At 43.6% G+C, this 18,304-nt stretch carries 20 protein-coding genes and 1 tRNA gene; 4 read left to right on the forward strand and 17 right to left on the reverse strand.

What is annotated here, in order from left to right; all coding sequences use genetic code 11:
• Nucleotides 1-25: 25 nt before the first annotated feature.
• Nucleotides 26-655 carry a response regulator transcription factor gene (locus HYN49_RS01435; protein WP_108902456.1) on the forward strand — a complete coding sequence of 210 codons (630 nt, stop codon included), beginning with the start codon at nt 26-28 and terminating at the stop codon, nt 653-655.
• Here HYN49_RS01435 and dnaG read toward each other — a convergent pair.
• The 8 genes from dnaG to rlmN form a co-directional block, all read right to left on the reverse strand.
• A complete protein-coding gene (gene dnaG / locus HYN49_RS01440; protein WP_108902457.1) occupies nt 652-2,628 on the reverse strand; it encodes a DNA primase in 1,977 nt (658 codons plus the stop codon). The two genes, HYN49_RS01435 and dnaG, sit on opposite strands and share 4 nt — an antisense overlap.
• A 167-nt stretch (nt 2,629-2,795) precedes the next feature.
• Entirely contained in the window at nt 2,796-3,845 is a 1,050-nt protein-coding gene (locus HYN49_RS01445) for a hypothetical protein (protein WP_108902458.1), read from the reverse strand.
• A 26-nt stretch (nt 3,846-3,871) separates the two neighbouring features.
• Complete coding sequence (locus HYN49_RS01450) at nt 3,872-4,618, reverse strand: hypothetical protein (protein ID WP_108902459.1); 747 nt, start codon at nt 4,616-4,618, stop codon at nt 3,872-3,874.
• Entirely contained in the window at nt 4,605-5,165 is a 561-nt protein-coding gene (locus HYN49_RS01455) for an RNA polymerase sigma factor (RefSeq protein WP_108902460.1), read from the reverse strand. The genes HYN49_RS01450 and HYN49_RS01455 overlap by 14 nt, the downstream gene beginning before the upstream one ends.
• A gap of 224 nt (nt 5,166-5,389) precedes the next feature.
• Entirely contained in the window at nt 5,390-6,364 is a 975-nt protein-coding gene (locus tag HYN49_RS01460) for a polyprenyl synthetase family protein (protein ID WP_108902461.1), read from the reverse strand.
• Between the two features lie 114 nt (nt 6,365-6,478).
• A complete protein-coding gene (locus HYN49_RS15070) occupies nt 6,479-6,973 on the reverse strand; it encodes a hypothetical protein (protein ID WP_146185028.1) in 495 nt (164 codons plus the stop codon).
• Between the two features lie 5 nt (nt 6,974-6,978).
• Nucleotides 6,979-7,356, reverse strand: a complete 378-nt coding sequence (locus tag HYN49_RS01475) for a hypothetical protein (RefSeq protein ID WP_146185029.1) — start codon at nt 7,354-7,356, stop codon at nt 6,979-6,981.
• A gap of 404 nt (nt 7,357-7,760) precedes the next feature.
• Nucleotides 7,761-8,801 carry a 23S rRNA (adenine(2503)-C(2))-methyltransferase RlmN gene (gene rlmN / locus HYN49_RS01480; RefSeq protein WP_108902465.1) on the reverse strand — a complete coding sequence of 347 codons (1,041 nt, stop codon included), beginning with the start codon at nt 8,799-8,801 and terminating at the stop codon, nt 7,761-7,763.
• 206 nt (nt 8,802-9,007) lie between these two features.
• Between rlmN and HYN49_RS01485 the strand changes: the two genes are divergently transcribed.
• The gene (locus HYN49_RS01485) at nt 9,008-9,649 is read left to right on the forward strand and encodes an O-methyltransferase (RefSeq protein WP_108902466.1); all 642 of its coding nucleotides are present in this window, start codon (nt 9,008-9,010) and stop codon (nt 9,647-9,649) included.
• A gap of 107 nt (nt 9,650-9,756) precedes the next feature.
• Here HYN49_RS01485 and HYN49_RS01490 read toward each other — a convergent pair whose 3' ends face one another.
• The 7 genes from HYN49_RS01490 to HYN49_RS01520 form a co-directional block, all read right to left on the reverse strand.
• Entirely contained in the window at nt 9,757-10,329 is a 573-nt protein-coding gene (locus tag HYN49_RS01490; protein ID WP_108902467.1) for a phosphatase PAP2 family protein, read from the reverse strand.
• Between the two features lie 2 nt (nt 10,330-10,331).
• Nucleotides 10,332-10,706: a Sec-independent protein translocase subunit TatA/TatB gene (locus HYN49_RS01495; protein WP_108902468.1), complete on the reverse strand. Its 375-nt coding sequence runs from the start codon at nt 10,704-10,706 to the stop codon at nt 10,332-10,334.
• Nucleotides 10,707-10,772: 66 nt separating this feature from the next.
• Nucleotides 10,773-13,037, reverse strand: coding sequence for a M1 family metallopeptidase (locus HYN49_RS01500; RefSeq protein ID WP_394336399.1), 2,265 nt, complete (start codon nt 13,035-13,037; stop codon nt 10,773-10,775).
• Between the two features lie 8 nt (nt 13,038-13,045).
• Nucleotides 13,046-13,537: a DUF6702 family protein gene (locus tag HYN49_RS01505; RefSeq protein ID WP_108902470.1), complete on the reverse strand. Its 492-nt coding sequence runs from the start codon at nt 13,535-13,537 to the stop codon at nt 13,046-13,048.
• A gap of 12 nt (nt 13,538-13,549) precedes the next feature.
• On the reverse strand, nt 13,550-14,308 hold the full coding sequence (locus HYN49_RS01510; RefSeq protein ID WP_108902471.1) for a hypothetical protein: 759 nt from the start codon (nt 14,306-14,308) through the stop codon (nt 13,550-13,552).
• Nucleotides 14,295-15,005, reverse strand: coding sequence for a hypothetical protein (locus HYN49_RS01515; RefSeq protein WP_108902472.1), 711 nt, complete (start codon nt 15,003-15,005; stop codon nt 14,295-14,297). The genes HYN49_RS01510 and HYN49_RS01515 overlap by 14 nt, the downstream gene beginning before the upstream one ends.
• Entirely contained in the window at nt 14,992-15,792 is an 801-nt protein-coding gene (locus HYN49_RS01520; RefSeq protein ID WP_108902473.1) for a carboxypeptidase-like regulatory domain-containing protein, read from the reverse strand. The genes HYN49_RS01515 and HYN49_RS01520 overlap by 14 nt, the downstream gene beginning before the upstream one ends.
• A gap of 118 nt (nt 15,793-15,910) precedes the next feature.
• Between HYN49_RS01520 and pepE the strand changes: the two genes are divergently transcribed.
• The gene (pepE, locus tag HYN49_RS01525) at nt 15,911-16,618 is read left to right on the forward strand and encodes a dipeptidase PepE (protein WP_108902474.1); all 708 of its coding nucleotides are present in this window, start codon (nt 15,911-15,913) and stop codon (nt 16,616-16,618) included.
• 199 nt (nt 16,619-16,817) lie between these two features.
• Here pepE and HYN49_RS01530 read toward each other — a convergent pair.
• A tRNA-Gly gene (locus HYN49_RS01530) sits at nt 16,818-16,890 on the reverse strand.
• A 122-nt stretch (nt 16,891-17,012) separates the two neighbouring features.
• Between HYN49_RS01530 and HYN49_RS01535 the strand changes: the two genes are divergently transcribed.
• Nucleotides 17,013-17,453, forward strand: coding sequence for a GNAT family N-acetyltransferase (locus HYN49_RS01535; RefSeq protein ID WP_108902475.1), 441 nt, complete (start codon nt 17,013-17,015; stop codon nt 17,451-17,453).
• On the opposite strand, the gene HYN49_RS01540 is transcribed toward HYN49_RS01535, so the two are convergent.
• The gene (locus HYN49_RS01540) at nt 17,448-18,155 is read right to left on the reverse strand and encodes a murein L,D-transpeptidase catalytic domain family protein (RefSeq protein ID WP_108902476.1); all 708 of its coding nucleotides are present in this window, start codon (nt 18,153-18,155) and stop codon (nt 17,448-17,450) included. The genes HYN49_RS01535 and HYN49_RS01540 overlap by 6 nt on opposite strands.
• Nucleotides 18,156-18,304: the final 149 nt, after the last annotated feature.

Below are 18,304 nucleotides of genomic sequence, written 5' to 3' on the forward strand. Positions count from 1 at the left end.
AAAAGAATTTATAAAAACTACGATTATGATAAAAGTTGGTATCGCTGATAATCAGCCAGTAGTCCATTTCGGAATCGAATCCTTTTTTAAAGGCCACGATAAAATCAATATCGTAGGTCATTATGGTAACTTCAACGAACTTGGAAAAGTGCTGGAAACCGAAAAACCGGACATTTTAATTCTTGACCTGGAACTCGACGGACTTACAAGCATGAATTTCATCAAGACCCTTAAAAGGGAGCATCATTTTACAAAGATTATCATCTACAGCAATCTTTCCGAGCAGACGTACACGCCCAACGCCATAAAAGCTGGTGTTTCTGCCTATGTCCATAAATCAAATGAATTGGAAGTCCTAGAAAATGCCATCCTTAAGGTCAACCAAGGAGAAATCATTTTCAGTGACGATGTCCGGAAAAAATTGCTCGCCATTTCAAAGCAGAATAAAAGCGAAAGGCTTTACCGCAAATTATCTTCACGGGAAGTGGAAGTATTACGGTATTTAAGCGATGGCAAGAAAAATAATGAAATTGCAAAACTGCTCGACCTGAATGAAAAAACCATCAGTACTTACAAGTTGCGTTTATTGAATAAACTGAACGTGACCAATCTGGTTGATTTAGTGAATAAAGCGAAGAAACTGGAAATCGTTTAATGGTAACGGGACATCACGCGCCCAAGTTTTGTCGAGAAAAAGTTAATGAGTTTATAATAATCCATCGCGGTTGACAATACTTCGGAATTGTCGGCCTCTTTTTCCTGAGAGATGGCTGCTTTAAGTTCCTCAATAATCCTGTCTACCAGATACCAGCGCATGGTCAGGATGGTTTCAGAAACATATTGTGCAATGGAATGATTTTTCTGTTTGACAATGATATTCTGCGCTTCCCAATTGTGCAGGGTCATTTTCTCATCTTCCATCAATATATCGGTAACTTCCTGCGCGAATTCCGTCGGAAGCTGCATCAGGTATTGTTCAGTACTGAAGGTTTCATTTTGCTGAAAATAAGTAATGAGGTCATTGTAGATTCCTCGGAACAATTCATTTGCCAATTCTACCTCATCTTCCTGTAGGCTTAGGAAAACACGTTGGTGTACTTTATAAGTATGCTTTTCAGTGGCAAATTCGACTTCGCCTTCATCATTTGTTTTCAGCAATACATCTTCAAATTCCTCTTCTATATTGCCATACAGCAAAAGGATTTCAATAATTTTGCGTTCCAATCCGTATAAAATATCGACCTTTTCCACTTCCTGTGGATACTCTTCACGGATGACTTCAAATGCCTGTTGTTCCTGTTTCTGCTTTTTCGCCAGATCGCCTAAATCCTTCTGCACCATCTGCGCCAGCGTACTCACCAGCACCTGCTCAGAAATATCCATAATACGCGAACATTCCTGTATGTAAATCTCACGGCGGATGCGGTCCGGAATCTTGGAAATGCTTGTTACCATATCACGGATCAGGTCGGCTTTCTTGATCGGATCGTTCTTGGCTTCATCCATCAAAAGCGATGCCTTGAATTGTATAAAGTCACGTGAGTTTTCATCGAGGTACGCGATCAACTGCTCATAAGGCGTCTTTCTTGCAAAACTGTCAGGGTCTTCCCCTTCCGGAAATGTACAGACTTTTACATTCATGCCTTCTTCAAGGATTAAATCAATCCCACGCACTGAGGCGCGCAGTCCGGCTGCATCGCCGTCAAAAAGGACCGTGATATTTTTCGTCAGGCGATTAATCAAACGAATCTGGTCGGGAGTAAGCGCCGTTCCTGATGAGGCGACAACGTTCTCAATTCCGGCCTGGTGAAATTGTATCACATCGGTATAGCCTTCTACCAAAAAACAATTATTCAGTTTCGCAATAGCCTGCTTGGCATGATTGATGCCGTATAATACTTTGCTTTTATGGTAAATCTCGCTTTCGGGGGAATTGACGTATTTCGCCGCTTTCTTGTCATTGGTCAAAATCCGGCCTCCAAAACCAACTGTCCTGCCTGACATGCTTTGTATAGGGAACATTACGCGCCCACGGAAACGGTCGAAGTGCCTGTCGTCTTTTACGATGGTAAATCCCGTGCTCTCAAGAAATTCGAGCTTGTAACCTTTGCCCAAAGCCTCTTTCGTAAATGCATCCCAGGATTCCGGCGAGAAGCCAAGGCTGAATTTTTTAATCGTTTCTGCAGTAAAGCCGCGCTCCTTAAAATAAGAGTACCCGATAGCCTTTCCTTCTTCGGTATTTAAAAGCACGTCGTGGAAATAATTCTTTGCGAATTCTGAGACGAGGAACATACTTTCTCGCACGTCTGAATTGGCCTTCTCTTCCTGGCTTTGCTCGGTTTCCTCGATTTCTATATTGTACTTTTTCGCCAGATAACGGATGGCTTCAGGATAGGTAAAATGTTCATGCTCCATTAAGAACGCGACGACATTTCCGCCTTTTCCCGAACTGAAGTCCTTCCAAATCTGCTTCACCGGAGACACCATAAACGACGGAGAGCGTTCATCAGAAAATGGGCTCAGTCCCTTAAAATTGCTTCCCGCACGTTTTAATTGCACAAAATCACCTATTACCTCCTCAACACGGGCGGTTTCGAAAACGGTATCTATAGTGGCTTTTGTAATCAAGGTGGCAAAGTTTCAAAGTGCCAAAGTTACAAAGTTTAGCGTGCATGAGTGCGGGAGTGCCCGGGTTTTTTAGTGATGGCGCCAACCGATAGTGGATATGGATACCTAATACTAAAAAAGCACTCCTTTCGGAGTGCTCAAAACTTATTTAACTAACTCAAACAAATTTAATTGAAATCGAAACGCACACCCAGCGACACGTTGTTCTGTTTCACCGCATTATCCTTAAACAGCGGATTCAGGTCATATTTCGCATAAAGGCTTACTTCGCCATAACCTATGTAAGCACTCAATCCGTAGATGAAATCATTGGTGTTGAAACTGCCTTTGGTTACCAGTTTTGAATCATAACCGGCCATGTCATATTTAATGATTTGCTTTGATTTTACGTTTACACCAGCGTAACCCCCGAGTCCTAAGCGGAAACTTTCATGGGTTTTGTAAAGCGTTTTTCCGTCTTTTACCGTTGGGCGGGTAAAATCGAATTCAAGATGCAATGGCACTACTAGGTTGACATTCCTGAAACGGGAATCTTCCATCTTTACAGGATTCGTTTCCAGATCGGTTTGTGAACCGTTGTCCACAAACATGCGGTTGTCGGTTGGGCGCAGGTTGTTATACATTAATGACAGTCCGTATTTGGCATGGAGCAGGTTGCTGTTTTTAGCGATGCGCGTGTTCCATGAAAGCCCCCATTCATAAAAATGCGATCCCCAATACCTGTAATCCGATCCGGCAACGGCGCCATCTGTAGCGAGATTATTCACCCCAAAGGCAAAAACGAACTGTGAGGTCGTCCTCAATTCCCCCGGAACATATGGTTTCCGGCTGTCCCTTATTTTAAAACCCGGTAAGGTTAAATCCAGACGGTAACCGTTGCCGGTGGTGTCGCGTTCTGCAATTTTCCCATCCACCTTATCCTGAACTAAAGTCTTCAGCTCAGCTTCTGCGGCAGCGACACGTGTTTCGATATTTTTGGCACGTACCTCGGCAAGTTTCAGTTTCCTTTCGTCGGCCTGGGCTGCAGTAATGGTGCCTTTTTCCAATTCCTGATTCACTTGCTCCACTTCGTCGCGAAGCATCATTTTTTCTTCTTTTGTTATGTTTTCGATTTTGATGGCAATGACTTTCGCTTTGCCTTCAAAGGTTTGCTGCGCCGTCATTTTGCTCATAAAAAGACACAGCGATACTGCTAAGTAAATGGTTAAATTTCTCATGATTGATTGTTTTAATAAATTGATGATTACTCTTTGTTTCGGTTCGCCAAAGCGACTTTTACGTTTTGGTAGTTTTTGTTCGCCGTCCTGATGACGCGCTCACGGAAGGTAAGCGTGATTTCGCCATCGACCTGCGACAATAAGCTGTTCGCATTCACTTTCACCGCCGGAGCTGCAGTCGCCGGTTTTTTTGTTTTTGAAACTGATGCCAATAGTTCGTCAACATTCACTTCAGTTCCTCTTTTGGTGTTGGATGCCAGCGTTTGATTTACAGCAGGTTCCGGATTTTGTTGCCTTTCGGCGATTTGATTGTTTTGATTTTGACTGATTTTTTCAATAACAGGAAGCGCTTCGTTTGTTATTGGGATTTTGATTGATGATTGATTATTTTGATGAGGTGTTGTCTTATTGTTTTGCGATGCCTGGCTGCTTTGCGTTTCCGCTACAACCGTTTCATTTATTACCGCATCGCTGTTGATTTCATTTGCACCTGTATCTTTCACCGTGTCTTTTACAGCATTGCTTTCATGTACAGTTACCTGATTATCATCCTTGCCCACATCGGTCATCTCGGCTGTCTGGGAAAGGAATACCATCCCGATAAACAAAAAACCCAAAATCGATGCTGCGATATAAATCCAGCCGTACTTTTTCTTTGGCTTCTCAGCGACTGTAAGCATCGCATCGAGCCTGTCCCATGCATTTGCCGATGGCGTAATCTCCCTTTGGTTCAGTTTATCCCTGAAATTCTCTTCTAATTTATGCTGTGCCATTTTGATAATTCTTTAATTTGTTAATCTGCTCCTGCAGCATCCTGCGGGCATGCGACAACTGTGATTTTGAAGTTCCTTCCGTAATCCCGAGTGCCTGTGCAATCTCCTGGTGCTTGTAGCCCTCGATGGCATACAGGTTGAAGATCATTCGGTAACCATCGGGCAGGCCATCGATCAGTGCCTGTATGTCCTCGACGTTGAAATTGCTTTCGATGTTGTTGAACGTGTCTTCCTTATAATAGGTGTCTTCAAGAAAACTGACCTTCTTCTGTGCCCTCAGGAATGAAATGCTTTCATTGACCATAATCCTGCGGATCCATCCTTCAAAACTGCCCTTGTGCTCAAATTTATCCAGGTTAGCAAACACTTTCATAAATGCCGTAATCATCACATCCTCGGCTTGGTGCAAATCCTTAATATACTGTCGGCATACGCTTAACATCCTTGAGGCATGCTTCGAATAAATCTGCTGTTGGGCATGCCGGTTATTTTCAACTGCCAGACGGATGATATCCTGCTCTTCGTGATGTAAATTGATTACTTTCATTTACGGTTTGGTTCCTTAAATCAGACTTCTATTGGCATAGACGGAAATGGTCGGAAAATGGTTGCATCGGAAAATTAAAAAATGAAGGAATCAGAAAATTAGATAATGGAAATGCGAGTAAAATCTGGCGTTTAGCAAATAAAAATATTTTAACAATTTCAGATAATCGTCTATTGATTCTGTCCGAACAATTTTCTAATTATTTAAATTGCTGCATTTTCTAATTACTTCTTACGTTCAATTACGTAATTCACCATCAATTCCAGGGCATCCTTATAAACCGATTGCGGATATTTCGAAATAAGCTGCAAGGCGCGCTCGCGGAATTCATTCATTTTAGCTTCAGCGTAAACCAGTCCGTTATGGCCTTTCACGAACGCAATGACTTCCTTCACGCGTTTCTTGTCCTTATTATGATTTTTGATGGAATTGATCAGCCAGGATTTTTCTTTTGCCGAACAGTGATTCAATACATGAATTAACGGCAGCGTCATCTTCTGCTCCTTAATATCGATACCGGTGGGCTTCCCGATGGCTTCCTCGGTATAGTCAAACAAATCGTCTTTAATCTGAAATGCCATCCCTATCAATTCCCCGAAATAGCGCATATCTTCTACTTTCCCTGAATCTTCAATTACAGACTGCGCACCCAATGCACAGCAGGCAGCAATCAGTGTAGCGGTCTTTTGGCGGATGATTTCATAATAGACCTCTTCGGTAATATCAAGACGCCGTGCCTTTTCTATCTGCAGCAATTCCCCTTCGCTCATTTCGCGTACGGCCACTGAAATAATTCGCAGCAAATCGAAATCGCCATTATCAATTGATAATAACAATCCTTTAGATAATAAATAATCGCCTACCAGCACCGCAATCTTGTTCTTCCACAACGCATTGATGGAGAAGAACCCCCTGCGGCGGTTGCTGTCATCGACCACATCGTCATGCACCAAAGTCGCCGTATGGATCAGTTCGATCACCGAAGCCCCGCGATACGTGCGCTCATTAACAGTCCCTGAAACCATCTTTGCGGTCAGGAATACGAACATCGGTCGCATCTGCTTACCCTTACGGTTTACGATATAATAGGTGATTCGATTGAGCAGTGCCACCTTGGAAGCCATGGCATCGTGGAACTTCTTCTCGAAAAGTTCCATCTCCTGAAGTATGGGCTGCTTGATCTGCTCGGTGACTTTCATTGGGGTAAAGATAGTAAAGTTTTCAGTTGGCAGTTGCAGTATTCGGGTGAGCATTACTAATAAAAAGCCCCCGTAAGCATTCACTACGGGGGCATCCTTTTAAAACTTTAAAATTTAATTCAACGTAATCGTAGTAGTTCCTGCCGATCCGGAGCCACCCTGGGCAACAGTCAGCGTGCGAGCCCCCACAGTATAGGTTCCCAGCCCGTAACGATAGGTGGTACCTCCTCCGATACTGATGGCCACATAGTCGAATACCTGGCTCGTGGCGGCAGCGTCCATATAAGCAGTATTGCCGCTGAGTGCTGCAGGAGCTACACCGCTGGTATATTTTGTCCAGGTATCAAAATACGCACCCATGCCATGAATATACAAATATGGGAATTTGAACATGTTACCTGCAGCAGGAGTCATCGTGTACGAAGTCGTAACCGATACCGGGCCGAGGCTGCTTGTTCCTACAAACCTTAGATATGCGCAACCAGAGTCTATCGAAGAGACTTCGGAAACAGACATTGAGGTACCAGTATTATTTATAAATGTTACTGTTTTTTGTGCCTGGACAAAGAGGCTTAACAAAAGGAATGGCAATACGATATATTTTTTCATGATAATTATTTATTAATGTTGGTGAATTGGATTTGTGCTGCATAAACGCCTATGGCCTTCTCAACGATTGTCACGTCGTCATTCTTCAGCTCACTTTCGTTGCCTGTGAGGGCCAGCAGCGCTTTTGACTCCTCAAGCATCAGGTGTTTATTCTGGTCGCTGATTAAAGGGCTTCTGTTGTCGTGGGGTGATCGGGCCCTTTCGTCAAGCATGTCTTTGAATGCTTCCTTGAAATTCCTGAATTCAACCGAATTCACCATCTTTAATTTCGATGCTTCGCTCACCGCTTCCGGGTTTGCGCCATCGGGCTCCTCATTGCTGCAGGAATATAATCCCATAGAGGTCGCCAACAGGACCGCAGCAATACAAATGAATTTTTTCATGTTATTAAGAGATTCCCTGAACGAATGTCCTTAAGGCTGTAGGAATCAGTTTTAGGTTAAGTTCCAGCCCGTACAGTTTTTCCTTGCTATAATTGCTATAGGCTCTAAAGCGATTTCCTTACGGTATATCAAAGTATCCGAAAGCGATTGCCGGTAAGCTCAGGATGTAAAACTGCCACTTCCGGACCAGGGGGTGTCCGGAAATTTTTCATGACTAAAATACGAATTTTATAAGTCAAATGCGCAAATAGACATATAATTTAATATTATGCCATTACTTTAACATCCGATTTATGATTTTATAACAAAATGACAATGTTACACACAGTATGCATAACTAATAATCAAATGCAAAAGCTGATTTTTCACCGGAATAAAAATATTGAAACGGACAATGCGAAAAACTATCCCTTATTGGCCAATTGCCCGCACGCAGCATCGATATCCTTACCGCGGCTTCGGCGCACTTTCGCCACAATGCCTGCGGCTTCCAATGCTTTTATATAAGCATTGATGCTCTGTTCGGAGGCTTGCTGGAATTCCCCGTCGTCTATAGGATTGTATTCGATAAGATTGACTTTACAAGGCACATATTTGCAGAAACGCACCAGGGCATCGATTGATTTCTTATCGTCGTTGATACCGTCCCAAACCACGTATTCATAGGTGACGCGGCTTTTGGTTTTCAGGTACCAGTATTCCAAAGATTCGCGCAATTCGGTCAGCGGGAAATTTTTCGTAAACGGCATAATGCGGTTCCTTGTCTCCTCAATAGCGGAATGCAGCGACACGGCAAGCTTGAATTTGACCTCATCGTCCGCGAGCTTGCGGATCATTTTTGAAACCCCTGAAGTAGACAATGTAATGCGTTTTGGAGACATCCCCAAACCTTCTGGCGAAGTGATTTTCTCAATCGCCTTCATGACGTTATTATAATTCATCAGCGGCTCGCCCATGCCCATAAACACGATGTTTGACAATGGATGGTTGTGGTACAGGCGGCTCTCTTTATCAATAGCTACCACTTGGTCATATATTTCGTCAGGGCCTAAATTACGCATCCTTTTGAGCCTGGCCGTAGCACAAAAATTACAGTCAAGACTGCATCCCACCTGGCTCGACACACAGGCCGTTGTCCTCGTCTCAGTAGGTATCAGCACCGATTCAACTACAAGTCCGTCATGAAGCCGCACTGCATTTTTTACAGTCCCATCTTCACTGCGTTGCATCTGGTCAACCATAATATGATTGATGACGAAATGCTTGTCGAGCATCTCGCGCGTGGGTTTTGCGACGTTCGTCATATCTTCAAAACTATGTGCGCCCTTGTTCCAAAGCCACTCATACACCTGGTTCCCGCGAAAGGCCTTATCGCCATTAGCAACAAAAAATTCACGAAGCTGCTCTTTGGTCAAAGCACGGATGTCTGTCTTTTGGATTTCCATGGCGCAAAGGTAAGGAAAGTTTGCAGTTTGCAGTCACAGTAGGCAGCGGTAGTTCTATTAATGACATCTGGGGTTTTCATTACGATTGATTACTACGTGCTGCGACTGAATCTCACATTTGACAATGTTCCGGAGGTTACGGGATACAACTGCCAACTGTCACTGCCAACTGAATACTTTTAGTATTTTTGCAAAAAATACTAAACATGCATTTCCTATCCGACGACCTCGAAAATTACATCGAACAGCATTCAGAAAAAGAGCCTGAACTGTTGGCAAAACTCAACAAGGAAACCTATCAGAAAATTTTACTCCCGCGGATGCTCAGCGGGCATTTCCAGGGACGCGTATTAAGCATGCTTTCGAAACTCATCCGCCCGAAATCGATACTGGAAATTGGCACCTATACCGGTTATGCGACGCTTTGCCTTTGCGAGGGATTGCAGGAAAACGGCGTCACGCATACCATCGATATTAAGGAAGAACTGATGGATTTCCAGCGGAAATATTTTGATGCATCGCCGTGGGGAAACCAGATCGTCCAGCATTTGGGCGAGGCTTTGGATATTATTCCTGAAATTGACACGAAGTTTGACCTGGTTTTTATCGATGCGGACAAGGAAAATTACATCAATTATTACAACATGATTTTACCGAAGATGAACAAGGGCGGCATCATCCTGTCGGATAATGTATTGTGGAGCGGAAAGGTTGTACAGGAATTGCAGCCGAATGACCTAAGTACGAAAGTGCTTTTGGAATACAATGCCTTATTAAGGGACGACCCGCGTGTAGAGACGGTTTTACTGCCTATCAGGGATGGACTGACGGTGAGTCGGGTACTCTAGCCCCGATGGGAGCAACCCGAGCGAAGCGAACTGGCAAAGCACATCCTTTTTCCCGCTGCTGCCAGCAGGGAAAAGATATAGCGGACAGCGGAAAATAGCTCCTGAAATTACAAATGTGAAAAATACTGCTCTTTTACCCGAAAATACAACTTCAGTACCAGCCAGCTTGTAACAAAACCGCATAAATAACCGCATAAAATATCAATCGGGTAATGCAGCCCGAGGTAAATGCGGGTGTAAGCGAAAAGTAACGGCCACAGGAAAATGAGCCACATCATGCGGTAATGTGGTTTCAGCAGCGTATAAATGAAAATCGCGGCCGCCATGGAATTTGCCGCGTGGCCCGAGAAAAAACTGAAGGTTTTGCTGGTCTTCCCTTTTACATAATAAATAAAAGTGTTCAGTTCCGGATCACTGCTGGGACGAAGCCGGCGGAATTCGTATTTGAAGAAATTTGTTGTCTGGTCGGTAATCAGGATCAGCAATGCGATAAATCCCATGATGATCAGGGTATTCTTAGCGCCTACTTTCTTGAAAATCAGATAAAAAAGAAACAGGAAAAAGGGTGTCCAATTCAATTGGTTGGTCAGGAATAAAAAAACCGCATCCCATTTTTCGGAACCGAAACCATTAAGGTAAATAAAAAGACGGCGGTCGAGCGACAGGATCTCATCGAGCATGACTAGGATCTTTTGATAGAGCCAGAACCCGTAATATCGTCGAGAGCTTCTTTGGCTTTATTGATTTCGGAAGTGATGTCCGAAGTAACGTCATTCATATTCAACGGCGATTCCGGCGTTTGTTTATCGACCATTTTGTTGAAACCCTGCTTTACATTATCAATTTCATCGGTAAAACCTGAGGTAAGTGATTTTTGGTCAAGGCCGTGCTCTTCTGCACCTTTCCTGATCTCGTTCTTGATTTCGTTAGTCGCATTTCGCAACTGCGCCATACCTTTACCGAGTCCGCGCGCAATTTCAGGGAGTTTATCGGTCCCGAATAACATCAGTGCAATAAAGATGATAAAGATCATTTCGCCGCCACCAATTCCAAACATAGCCTTTCAATTAGAAAATTACCGTGCAAAAATACAAAAGATTATGTGCGCCGAAACACTTTATGATCAATCAAACTTCGATTTAACGGTTTCTTTAGGCCAAACGTTGTTTGTAACATCTATATCGGCGGTTTCGAGTTTTGGATCTACCGTGAATTTCTTCACGGGCTTTGTTGTGGCAAAAAAGCGCGAGACTTCCCTGTCGTTCATACGCCAGATTTGCGCAGGGAACGTTTGCGTCTCCGTCGTGCCATCCTCAAAAGTCATTTCTAAAATGATGGGCATCACCAATCCGCCCGGTTTTTCGAATGTGATATGGTAGAAATATTTCGGATCGGCGAGTTTCGCCTTTTCTTCATCTGAAAAATTGGCATCGACAAATTCCGACAGCGGTTTTGCTTCCTTATAACTGAACGCCTTATTAAGCTCCGGCTTAAAATCCTCACTGCTTTGAGCAATCATATATACCTTCGGGCCTGAAGTGGATTTTGGTTTGCGCGGACTGAATTCTGCCTTCGCTTCTTTATATCCTTTAGGGGTTTCTGCACTGACAAAATACCTTTTTACTTCTTTTATACCGATGTCATTAAAATCCGTCGTATAAAACCAACCCCTGAAAAACCAGTCCAGATCGACGGCCGAAGCGTCCTCCATCGTACGGAAAAAATCCTCGGGTGTCGGGTGCTTGAATTTCCATCGGTTCGCATACGTACGGAAGGCAAAATCAAAAAGCTCATGGCCCATAATCGTTTCCCGGAGGATATTGAGTCCGGCCGCAGGCTTTCCGTAAGCATTGTTCCCAAATTGCTTGATGCTTTCAGAATTGGTCATAATCGGCACCAAACCCGACTGGTCGCCGCTCATATAAGGTACGATCAGTTTCGCCGGACCACGCCGTGACGGAAAATTTGGGTCGAAGGATTGCTCTGCGAGGTATTCCATAAACGTATTCAGGCCTTCATCCATCCAGGTCCATTGCCGCTCGTCGGAATTGACGATCATCGGGAAGAAATTATGCCCGACTTCGTGGATTACAACCCCCAGCATGCCATATTTTACACCGTCGGAAAAAGTTCCGTCTTCCTCGGGACGTCCGAAGTTCCAGCAAATCATCGGATATTCCATGCCCTGGTCCTGCGCATTTACAGACACGGCTTTCGGGTACGGAAAATCAAAGGTGTATTTGGAATAGCTTTTTAGCGTATGTGCGACAGCCCTGGTCGAATATTGCTCCCACAATGGATTTCCCTCTTTCGGATAGACCGAAATGGCCATTACATTCTTATCGCCTATTTTCACTGCCATGGCATCGTAAATGAGTTTCCTTGAGGTCGCAATCCCGAAATCGCGTACATTCTCAGCCTTGAATTTCCATGTTTTTTTTGCTGTTGAAAATGAGGATTCTTTTGCAGCAGCTTCCGCCTGGGTGACGACGATTACAGGCTTATCGAAAGATTTCTCGGCCTGCTCGTAGCGTTTCACCTGTTCGGCGGTAAAAACCTCTGCCCTGTTCTGCAACACGCCGGTCGCTTCCATAATATGGTCTGCAGGAACAGTGATGTCAACTTCAAAATTTCCGAACGGCAACGCGAATTCGCCACCGCCCCAGAACTGCATATTCTGCCAGCCTTCAACATCGTTATAAACTGCCATCCGCGGATAAAACTGCGCCAACACATAAAGATTGTTACCGTCTTTGGCAAAATGCTCATAACCAGAGCGCCCGCCAACAATCATATAATTATTGATATTGTACCACCATTTCACCGAAAATGAACATTTTTCCCCGTGCTTCAGCGGCTTCGGCAAGTCAACGCGCATCATGGTTTCATTGATGTTGTATGGCAATGCTTTTCCGGCGGCATCTTTCACATATTCAATTTTAAAACCGCCATCGAATGGCTCCTGCAGGTATTTTTTTGAAAAGCCATTTACGCTGATGGCATCATCGGGATTCTGGTTTTCAGCAAGTGGCGATTTTGAGGTTTTTGCGTGCTGATTTTGATCAAGCTGCACCCAAAGGTAATCGAGCGATTCCTTCGCATTATTCGTATAAGTGATGGTTTCCGAGCCGAATAATTTCTGGTTCTTATCATCAAGTTCGATGCTCATTTTGTAATCGGCCTGCTGCTGGTAGTATTCAGGGCCAGGCGCACCGGACGCTGTCCTGTACATATTCGGCGTGGCCAAAAGGTCATACATCTGGCGGAATTTATTCACATCCTCATGGCCGGCTTCTTTTGTTTTGGGCTTATCCTGGGCATAAAATAATTGGCTTACGAAACAAAGCAGCAAAAGCGGAAACTTGATATTCTTCATGGAAACTGACATGTAAATTCTTATTTAATAACGCCTGACGGATTGCCAACAGTAAGCAGCAAACTTTGTTTTTCATCACCTTTGCTGTATTGGATGATGTTTTGCTGGGTATCATTGAGCTCCATCAGCGCGGCGTTGTATATGTCTATTTTATCGGCTTTCGTTACGCCTGAAACCCGGAAATAGCAAATCACGACATTGGCTTCGATTTCTTTGCTCAGGTAGGCGATGTCTTTTTTTTGTCCGTTGACTTTAATGGTGAATTTTTCGGCGAGGTATTTTTTCAGGAGCTCGATGTCTTCAGGCACTTCTTTATTTTCGCCGATGTGGGTCTTCTTATTGAAATGTTTCCCGATCGCATTATTAAGGTCGTCCATAAAAATACGCGCCGTGATTTCAATGCGCTTCTTATCTGTGGCAACGTGCACCTGATAAATCGAGACATAAAACTTGTGTGCCGAAAAGCCCGTCAGCACTACAAACATCAATAAACAAGTTGCAATCTTTTTCATTTCCCAAAGATACTATTTCTTTTCCTCAGTAATGGCCGCATTGAAGTCGGCGGCTTTCCTGATCATTTCAATCACGATGCGTTCGTTGTTTCCAGCAGCAAAAGTTTCTGCGAATACCATATCCTCTGCAAGATAATATTTGAAACCGCTTATCTCGTCACGCGCCACCTTCAAATCATTCATAAAAAATTCATCTGTGTAATTTTCATTGATTTTAGCCAGCAACATTTCTTTTTTCTCAAGTTTAACTTCGTTTTTAAGGCGCTTTGTCTTACCATTGATTGCGTTTATAATCGGGTCGAATTCCATGCCGCCCGCAATAATCCCCAACAGTTGAATCGGCTTGAAATCTCCGGCAGTCCTTAGCCTGCGCTCTGCGGGAGTATATTCTTTCGCGGGTTTTGCCAAAATCCCGAGATCGACTGCATTAATCTTATTGTGATTGACGACTTCCACTTCGTCAAGCTGTGTTGGTTTTGCCATCATCGTAATATCGATTTTTCCTTTATAATACATGCTTTTTTCAACAATGATCCTTTGGAATTCAAGGTGTTCGGCACTGAGTACGAGTACATCGTCAACATTGGCCGGAATCATAAAATTTCCTTCACTATCGCTGACAACTTCCTTTTCATTGGCGACATTTACAATATGTACATTGGAAGGCGAGCCGTCCCGCACGGAAATTTTCCCTGCAATGTCCCTTTCCTGCGAAAAAAGCAATTGCAGTAAAAGCAGGCAGATGGGCAGGAAAATATTACTTTTTCTCATTCGAAAGTCCGTTGTAATCCCTTGCCAGTTCGACCATCAGGAACGTAGCCATGAGTTGGTCCTTTAACTTAAGCGTCTCGACGAATTTCTTGTTTTCCACGATATAGTAATGGAAGCCTTTGATCCTATCTTTGGCAATCCCAAGGTTTTCCTCGTAAAAAGAATCCGGAAACAGGCCATCGAGTTTTTCCAGCAGCATTTCCTTCTGCTCAATCCTGACATTGGCCTTCAATTGCCTGGTCCGTCCTGAAATCAGGTTGATCAGGGCATCGATTGCCGTACTGTTTGCTGTATACACTTTGCGTTCTGCCGGTGTGTATTGCTTTGGTTTTTTTGATAAGATGCCCAGGCTCACGGCATCAAATCTGATGATTTCGACTTGCTCCAGTTGCGTGGCTTTTGCCGTAGTTTCGATGGTAATCTTACCAGAATCATAATCGTCTTTTTCGACAGCCTTGCGTTGCAAATCGACATTAGTCCCTGAAATGAGTAAAATATCATCTGTCTTTGCTAAAATCGAAAACGCACCATTCCCATCGGTAACGGCTTCCTTTTCATTGACCAGGTTCAGGATATGGATTTCTTTCGGGTTGCCATCCTTGACAACAACTGTTCCGGAAATAAGCTTGCCATCCTGTGCAAAAAGGAAACCCGAGATTAAAAAACAAAGTAGTAAAAAAGTATTATTTTTTTTCATTGGCAATGTTTTCAATAAATTTTACAGCAAGTTCCCCAATAATAAAATCAGACATCGATTTGTTTTTTGAGACTAAGGTATTCAGAAAAGGCTGATTTTCCACGAGGAAATATTGGAAACCCTTAATATAATCAAACGGTATTTTAAGTTTTGCCAATAAAAAACCTTCATCATACAGATCCTGTACACGTTGCAGCCAGTTTTCTTTTTTCTCTGTTTCCAATGCACTTTTGAGCATGGCCGTACGTCCGGAGAGGGCATTAAGCAATGGATCAATCGAGAATTTTGTATCCAGTCCAAGTTGCGCATCGGTACGCGTGGCGGTGTTAAGCCGTCTTTCAGCTGGCGTGAATTTCTTCTGCCCGGCGGGAATAATTCCGAGTGATACCGCATTGATTTTAGGATAATTCACAATCACGACTTCATTGAGCTGCGTAACGGATGATTCCAGTTTCACGTATATCTTATCACTTTCCATGTCTTCGCAGCTTATCGAAATCTTTTTGGGTTTGATATTTACTGCGGAAAACAACAGCGTGTCATGCTCTTTTACCTGAATCGTAAAATAACCTTCTTCGTCAGTCACAGCATATTTTTCCGTCCTGGTGTTAATGATACTGATATTGGCCAATACGGAAAAATCTATACTTACTTTGCCTTTAAGATTCCTGACGGGATTTTGCTGTGCATGAATCAATGCTACAACAAAAAATGACAATAAGGTGTAATAGTTTTTGCACATGCTTTCAGGGGTAATGGGAAAATTACGGAGGTAAAAATATTCCAATCCCTTCCCAATTTATTGCCAACAGGTTCGTAAAATTCTGTTAATTAGCATTTAAACATCATGCCCAACTGTTTTATTTTAGGCAAAAGGTTTTTTATCTTTATCCAAAATCAATCCTATGAAAAACCTGATTATTGCGAGCACCTCAACACTGCACGGAAGCGGTTACCTCGACTATATCATGCCTGAACTTGAACATCATTTTAAAGATTGCAGTACAATCCTTTTTATCCCTTATGCCAGGCCAGGCGGCATCACGCATGATGAATATACCGGAAAAGTAGCCGAAGCATTTTCAAAAATCAGAAAAAACGTGAAAGGGATACACGAATTTGAAAACCCTGTCGAAGCCGTGAAAAATGCGGAAGGGATTTTCACCGGCGGCGGCAATACGTTTTTACTGGTGTCGCAATTGTATAAATTCGGGGTGATGGAACCGCTCGCTGAAGTGGTGAAAAACGGCACGCCATACCTGGGCAGCAGCGCCGGGAGCAACATAACCGGCCTGACGATGCAGACGACCAATGACATGCCGATCATTTATCCGCCGAGTTTCAAAACGCTGGGCATGATCCCGTTTAACCTGAATCCGCATTATCTTGATGCCGATTTACAATCGAAGCACATGGGGGAAACGCGCGAAACGAGGATTAAGGAATTCCATGTATTCAATTCGGTGCCGGTTTTGGGATTGCGTGAAGGAAGCTGGCTGGATGTAAAAGGAGATAAAATCACTTTGAAAGGTGCATTGGCGGCGAGGCTTTTCAGGCAGGGAATGGATGCGGTCGAATTGGAAACAGGAAGTGATTTGGGTTTCGTGAAATAGACACGATGCATCGACGGAACGCGGAAACTGCGTTAGCGATTAAAGCGAAAAGCCCACAGCGAGGCACGAGCGAGGACTTGCAGCGGAAAGCGCGGGCCGCAGGCAACGCCCTAAGAAATTTCAAATGATGAATTATAAATGACGACCATTACATTTAAATTCAAAATAAAAAAGCCCCAAACTTTCATTTGAGGCTTAGAGCGGAAGACGAGGCTCGAACTCGCGACAACCAGCTTGGAAGGCTGGAGCTCTACCAACTGAGCTACTTCCGCAATAACGGTGCAAATATAAGTAATAAGTTTTTTGAGTTGCAAGTTTTTTTATGAAAAAAAATCAGGAAATCAGGAAAGCACGCATAATCGTTTTATCCTTAAAAAGTTACAGCAGCAATTAAATGAACACAATCACGCAGATCACCGCTGAGGAGACGTATCCGGTGCGCCACGAAGTGCTTCGGAAAGGAAAACCTTTGGAAAGTTGCCGTTTTGATGGTGATGAATTAGAGACAACCGTACATTTCGGACTTTACGAAAATCTCGAGTTAGCCGGAGTTGTTACCGTATTAGAAAATGGAAATCCGGTTTTTGAAGCGGAAAGACAATTCCAGGTTCGCGGCATGGCCGTTTTGGAACAGCATCAGAAAAAAGGCTTTGGTGACAATTTGCTGACGGCTGCGGAAGACTATATTAAAGGGAAGCACGGCAGGCTGATCTGGTTTAACGCAAGGATTGGCGCTGCAGGATTTTATGAAAAAGCAGGTTATAAAAAAAACGGCCCGGCGTTTGAGATTCCAAACGTCGGGCCGCATTATGTAATGCATAAGGAAGTCTTATGATGCCAAAACCTTCGCCAGATTCCTGACATGGGAAGGATGGTAGATGTAAAGGCAGGATTTATTTTTGATGACGTTGATGATTTCATCGTTCAATTCAGCCGGAAGCGCCGGACAACCCTGGCTCCTGCCCAGGCGGTGGTTGTTTTTGATAAATGATTCAGACACATAATCTGCGGCATGCATCACAACGCCACGGGCCCGTGCAGAACTGTTGACGCCTTTTTCCATGCCATCGAGCTTCAATGAAGCACCGTGTTTCCCGTTGTAGATTTCGCCGGTAACGTAAAGTCCGAGGCTGCTTTTATACGATTCTGCTGCGTTTGAAAAAGCGTTTGCAAATTCGTCGCCGCTGTTCCTTCCGTGTGCCACCAGTGATTGATACAGGATCGTATTTGTTGCCATATCTATAACCCAAAGCCTTTTCGTATTTGATGATTTGCTGAAATCAATTAACGTAAGGATGTCTTTTTTAAGCGCTCCCGAAGCCTTCAATTCATAAAAGGCCTGAAGTCCCTGCGCAAAGCTTTCCATGCCGGGAAGGCTGAAATGGTTCGCATTCAGACTGCTGTAGATTGTTGCCGCTTCCGTTTCAAACGTTGCCGTTTTGGAATTACTTGCTAAAACTTTTTTCTCTGTTGATTTTTCGATTGGGGAAAAGCTTGTCAGAAAGAAAATAATGACTGCCGATATTCTGTATACCATTGAAAATGTTTAAGTTAATATTGCGTCTTTGGGATGGCAAAAGTAATTCGTTCATGGCTGATTGCCAAACTTATAATGAAATTTTAACTTTTGCAGCAGTATCGGGTAGGACATTATAAACGCAGCTATTGTATTATTATTGTAATGTT

Origin of the sequence: Flavobacterium pallidum (genome assembly GCF_003097535.1) — a bacterium.
Classification (GTDB): Bacteria; Bacteroidota; Bacteroidia; order Flavobacteriales; family Flavobacteriaceae; genus Flavobacterium; species Flavobacterium pallidum.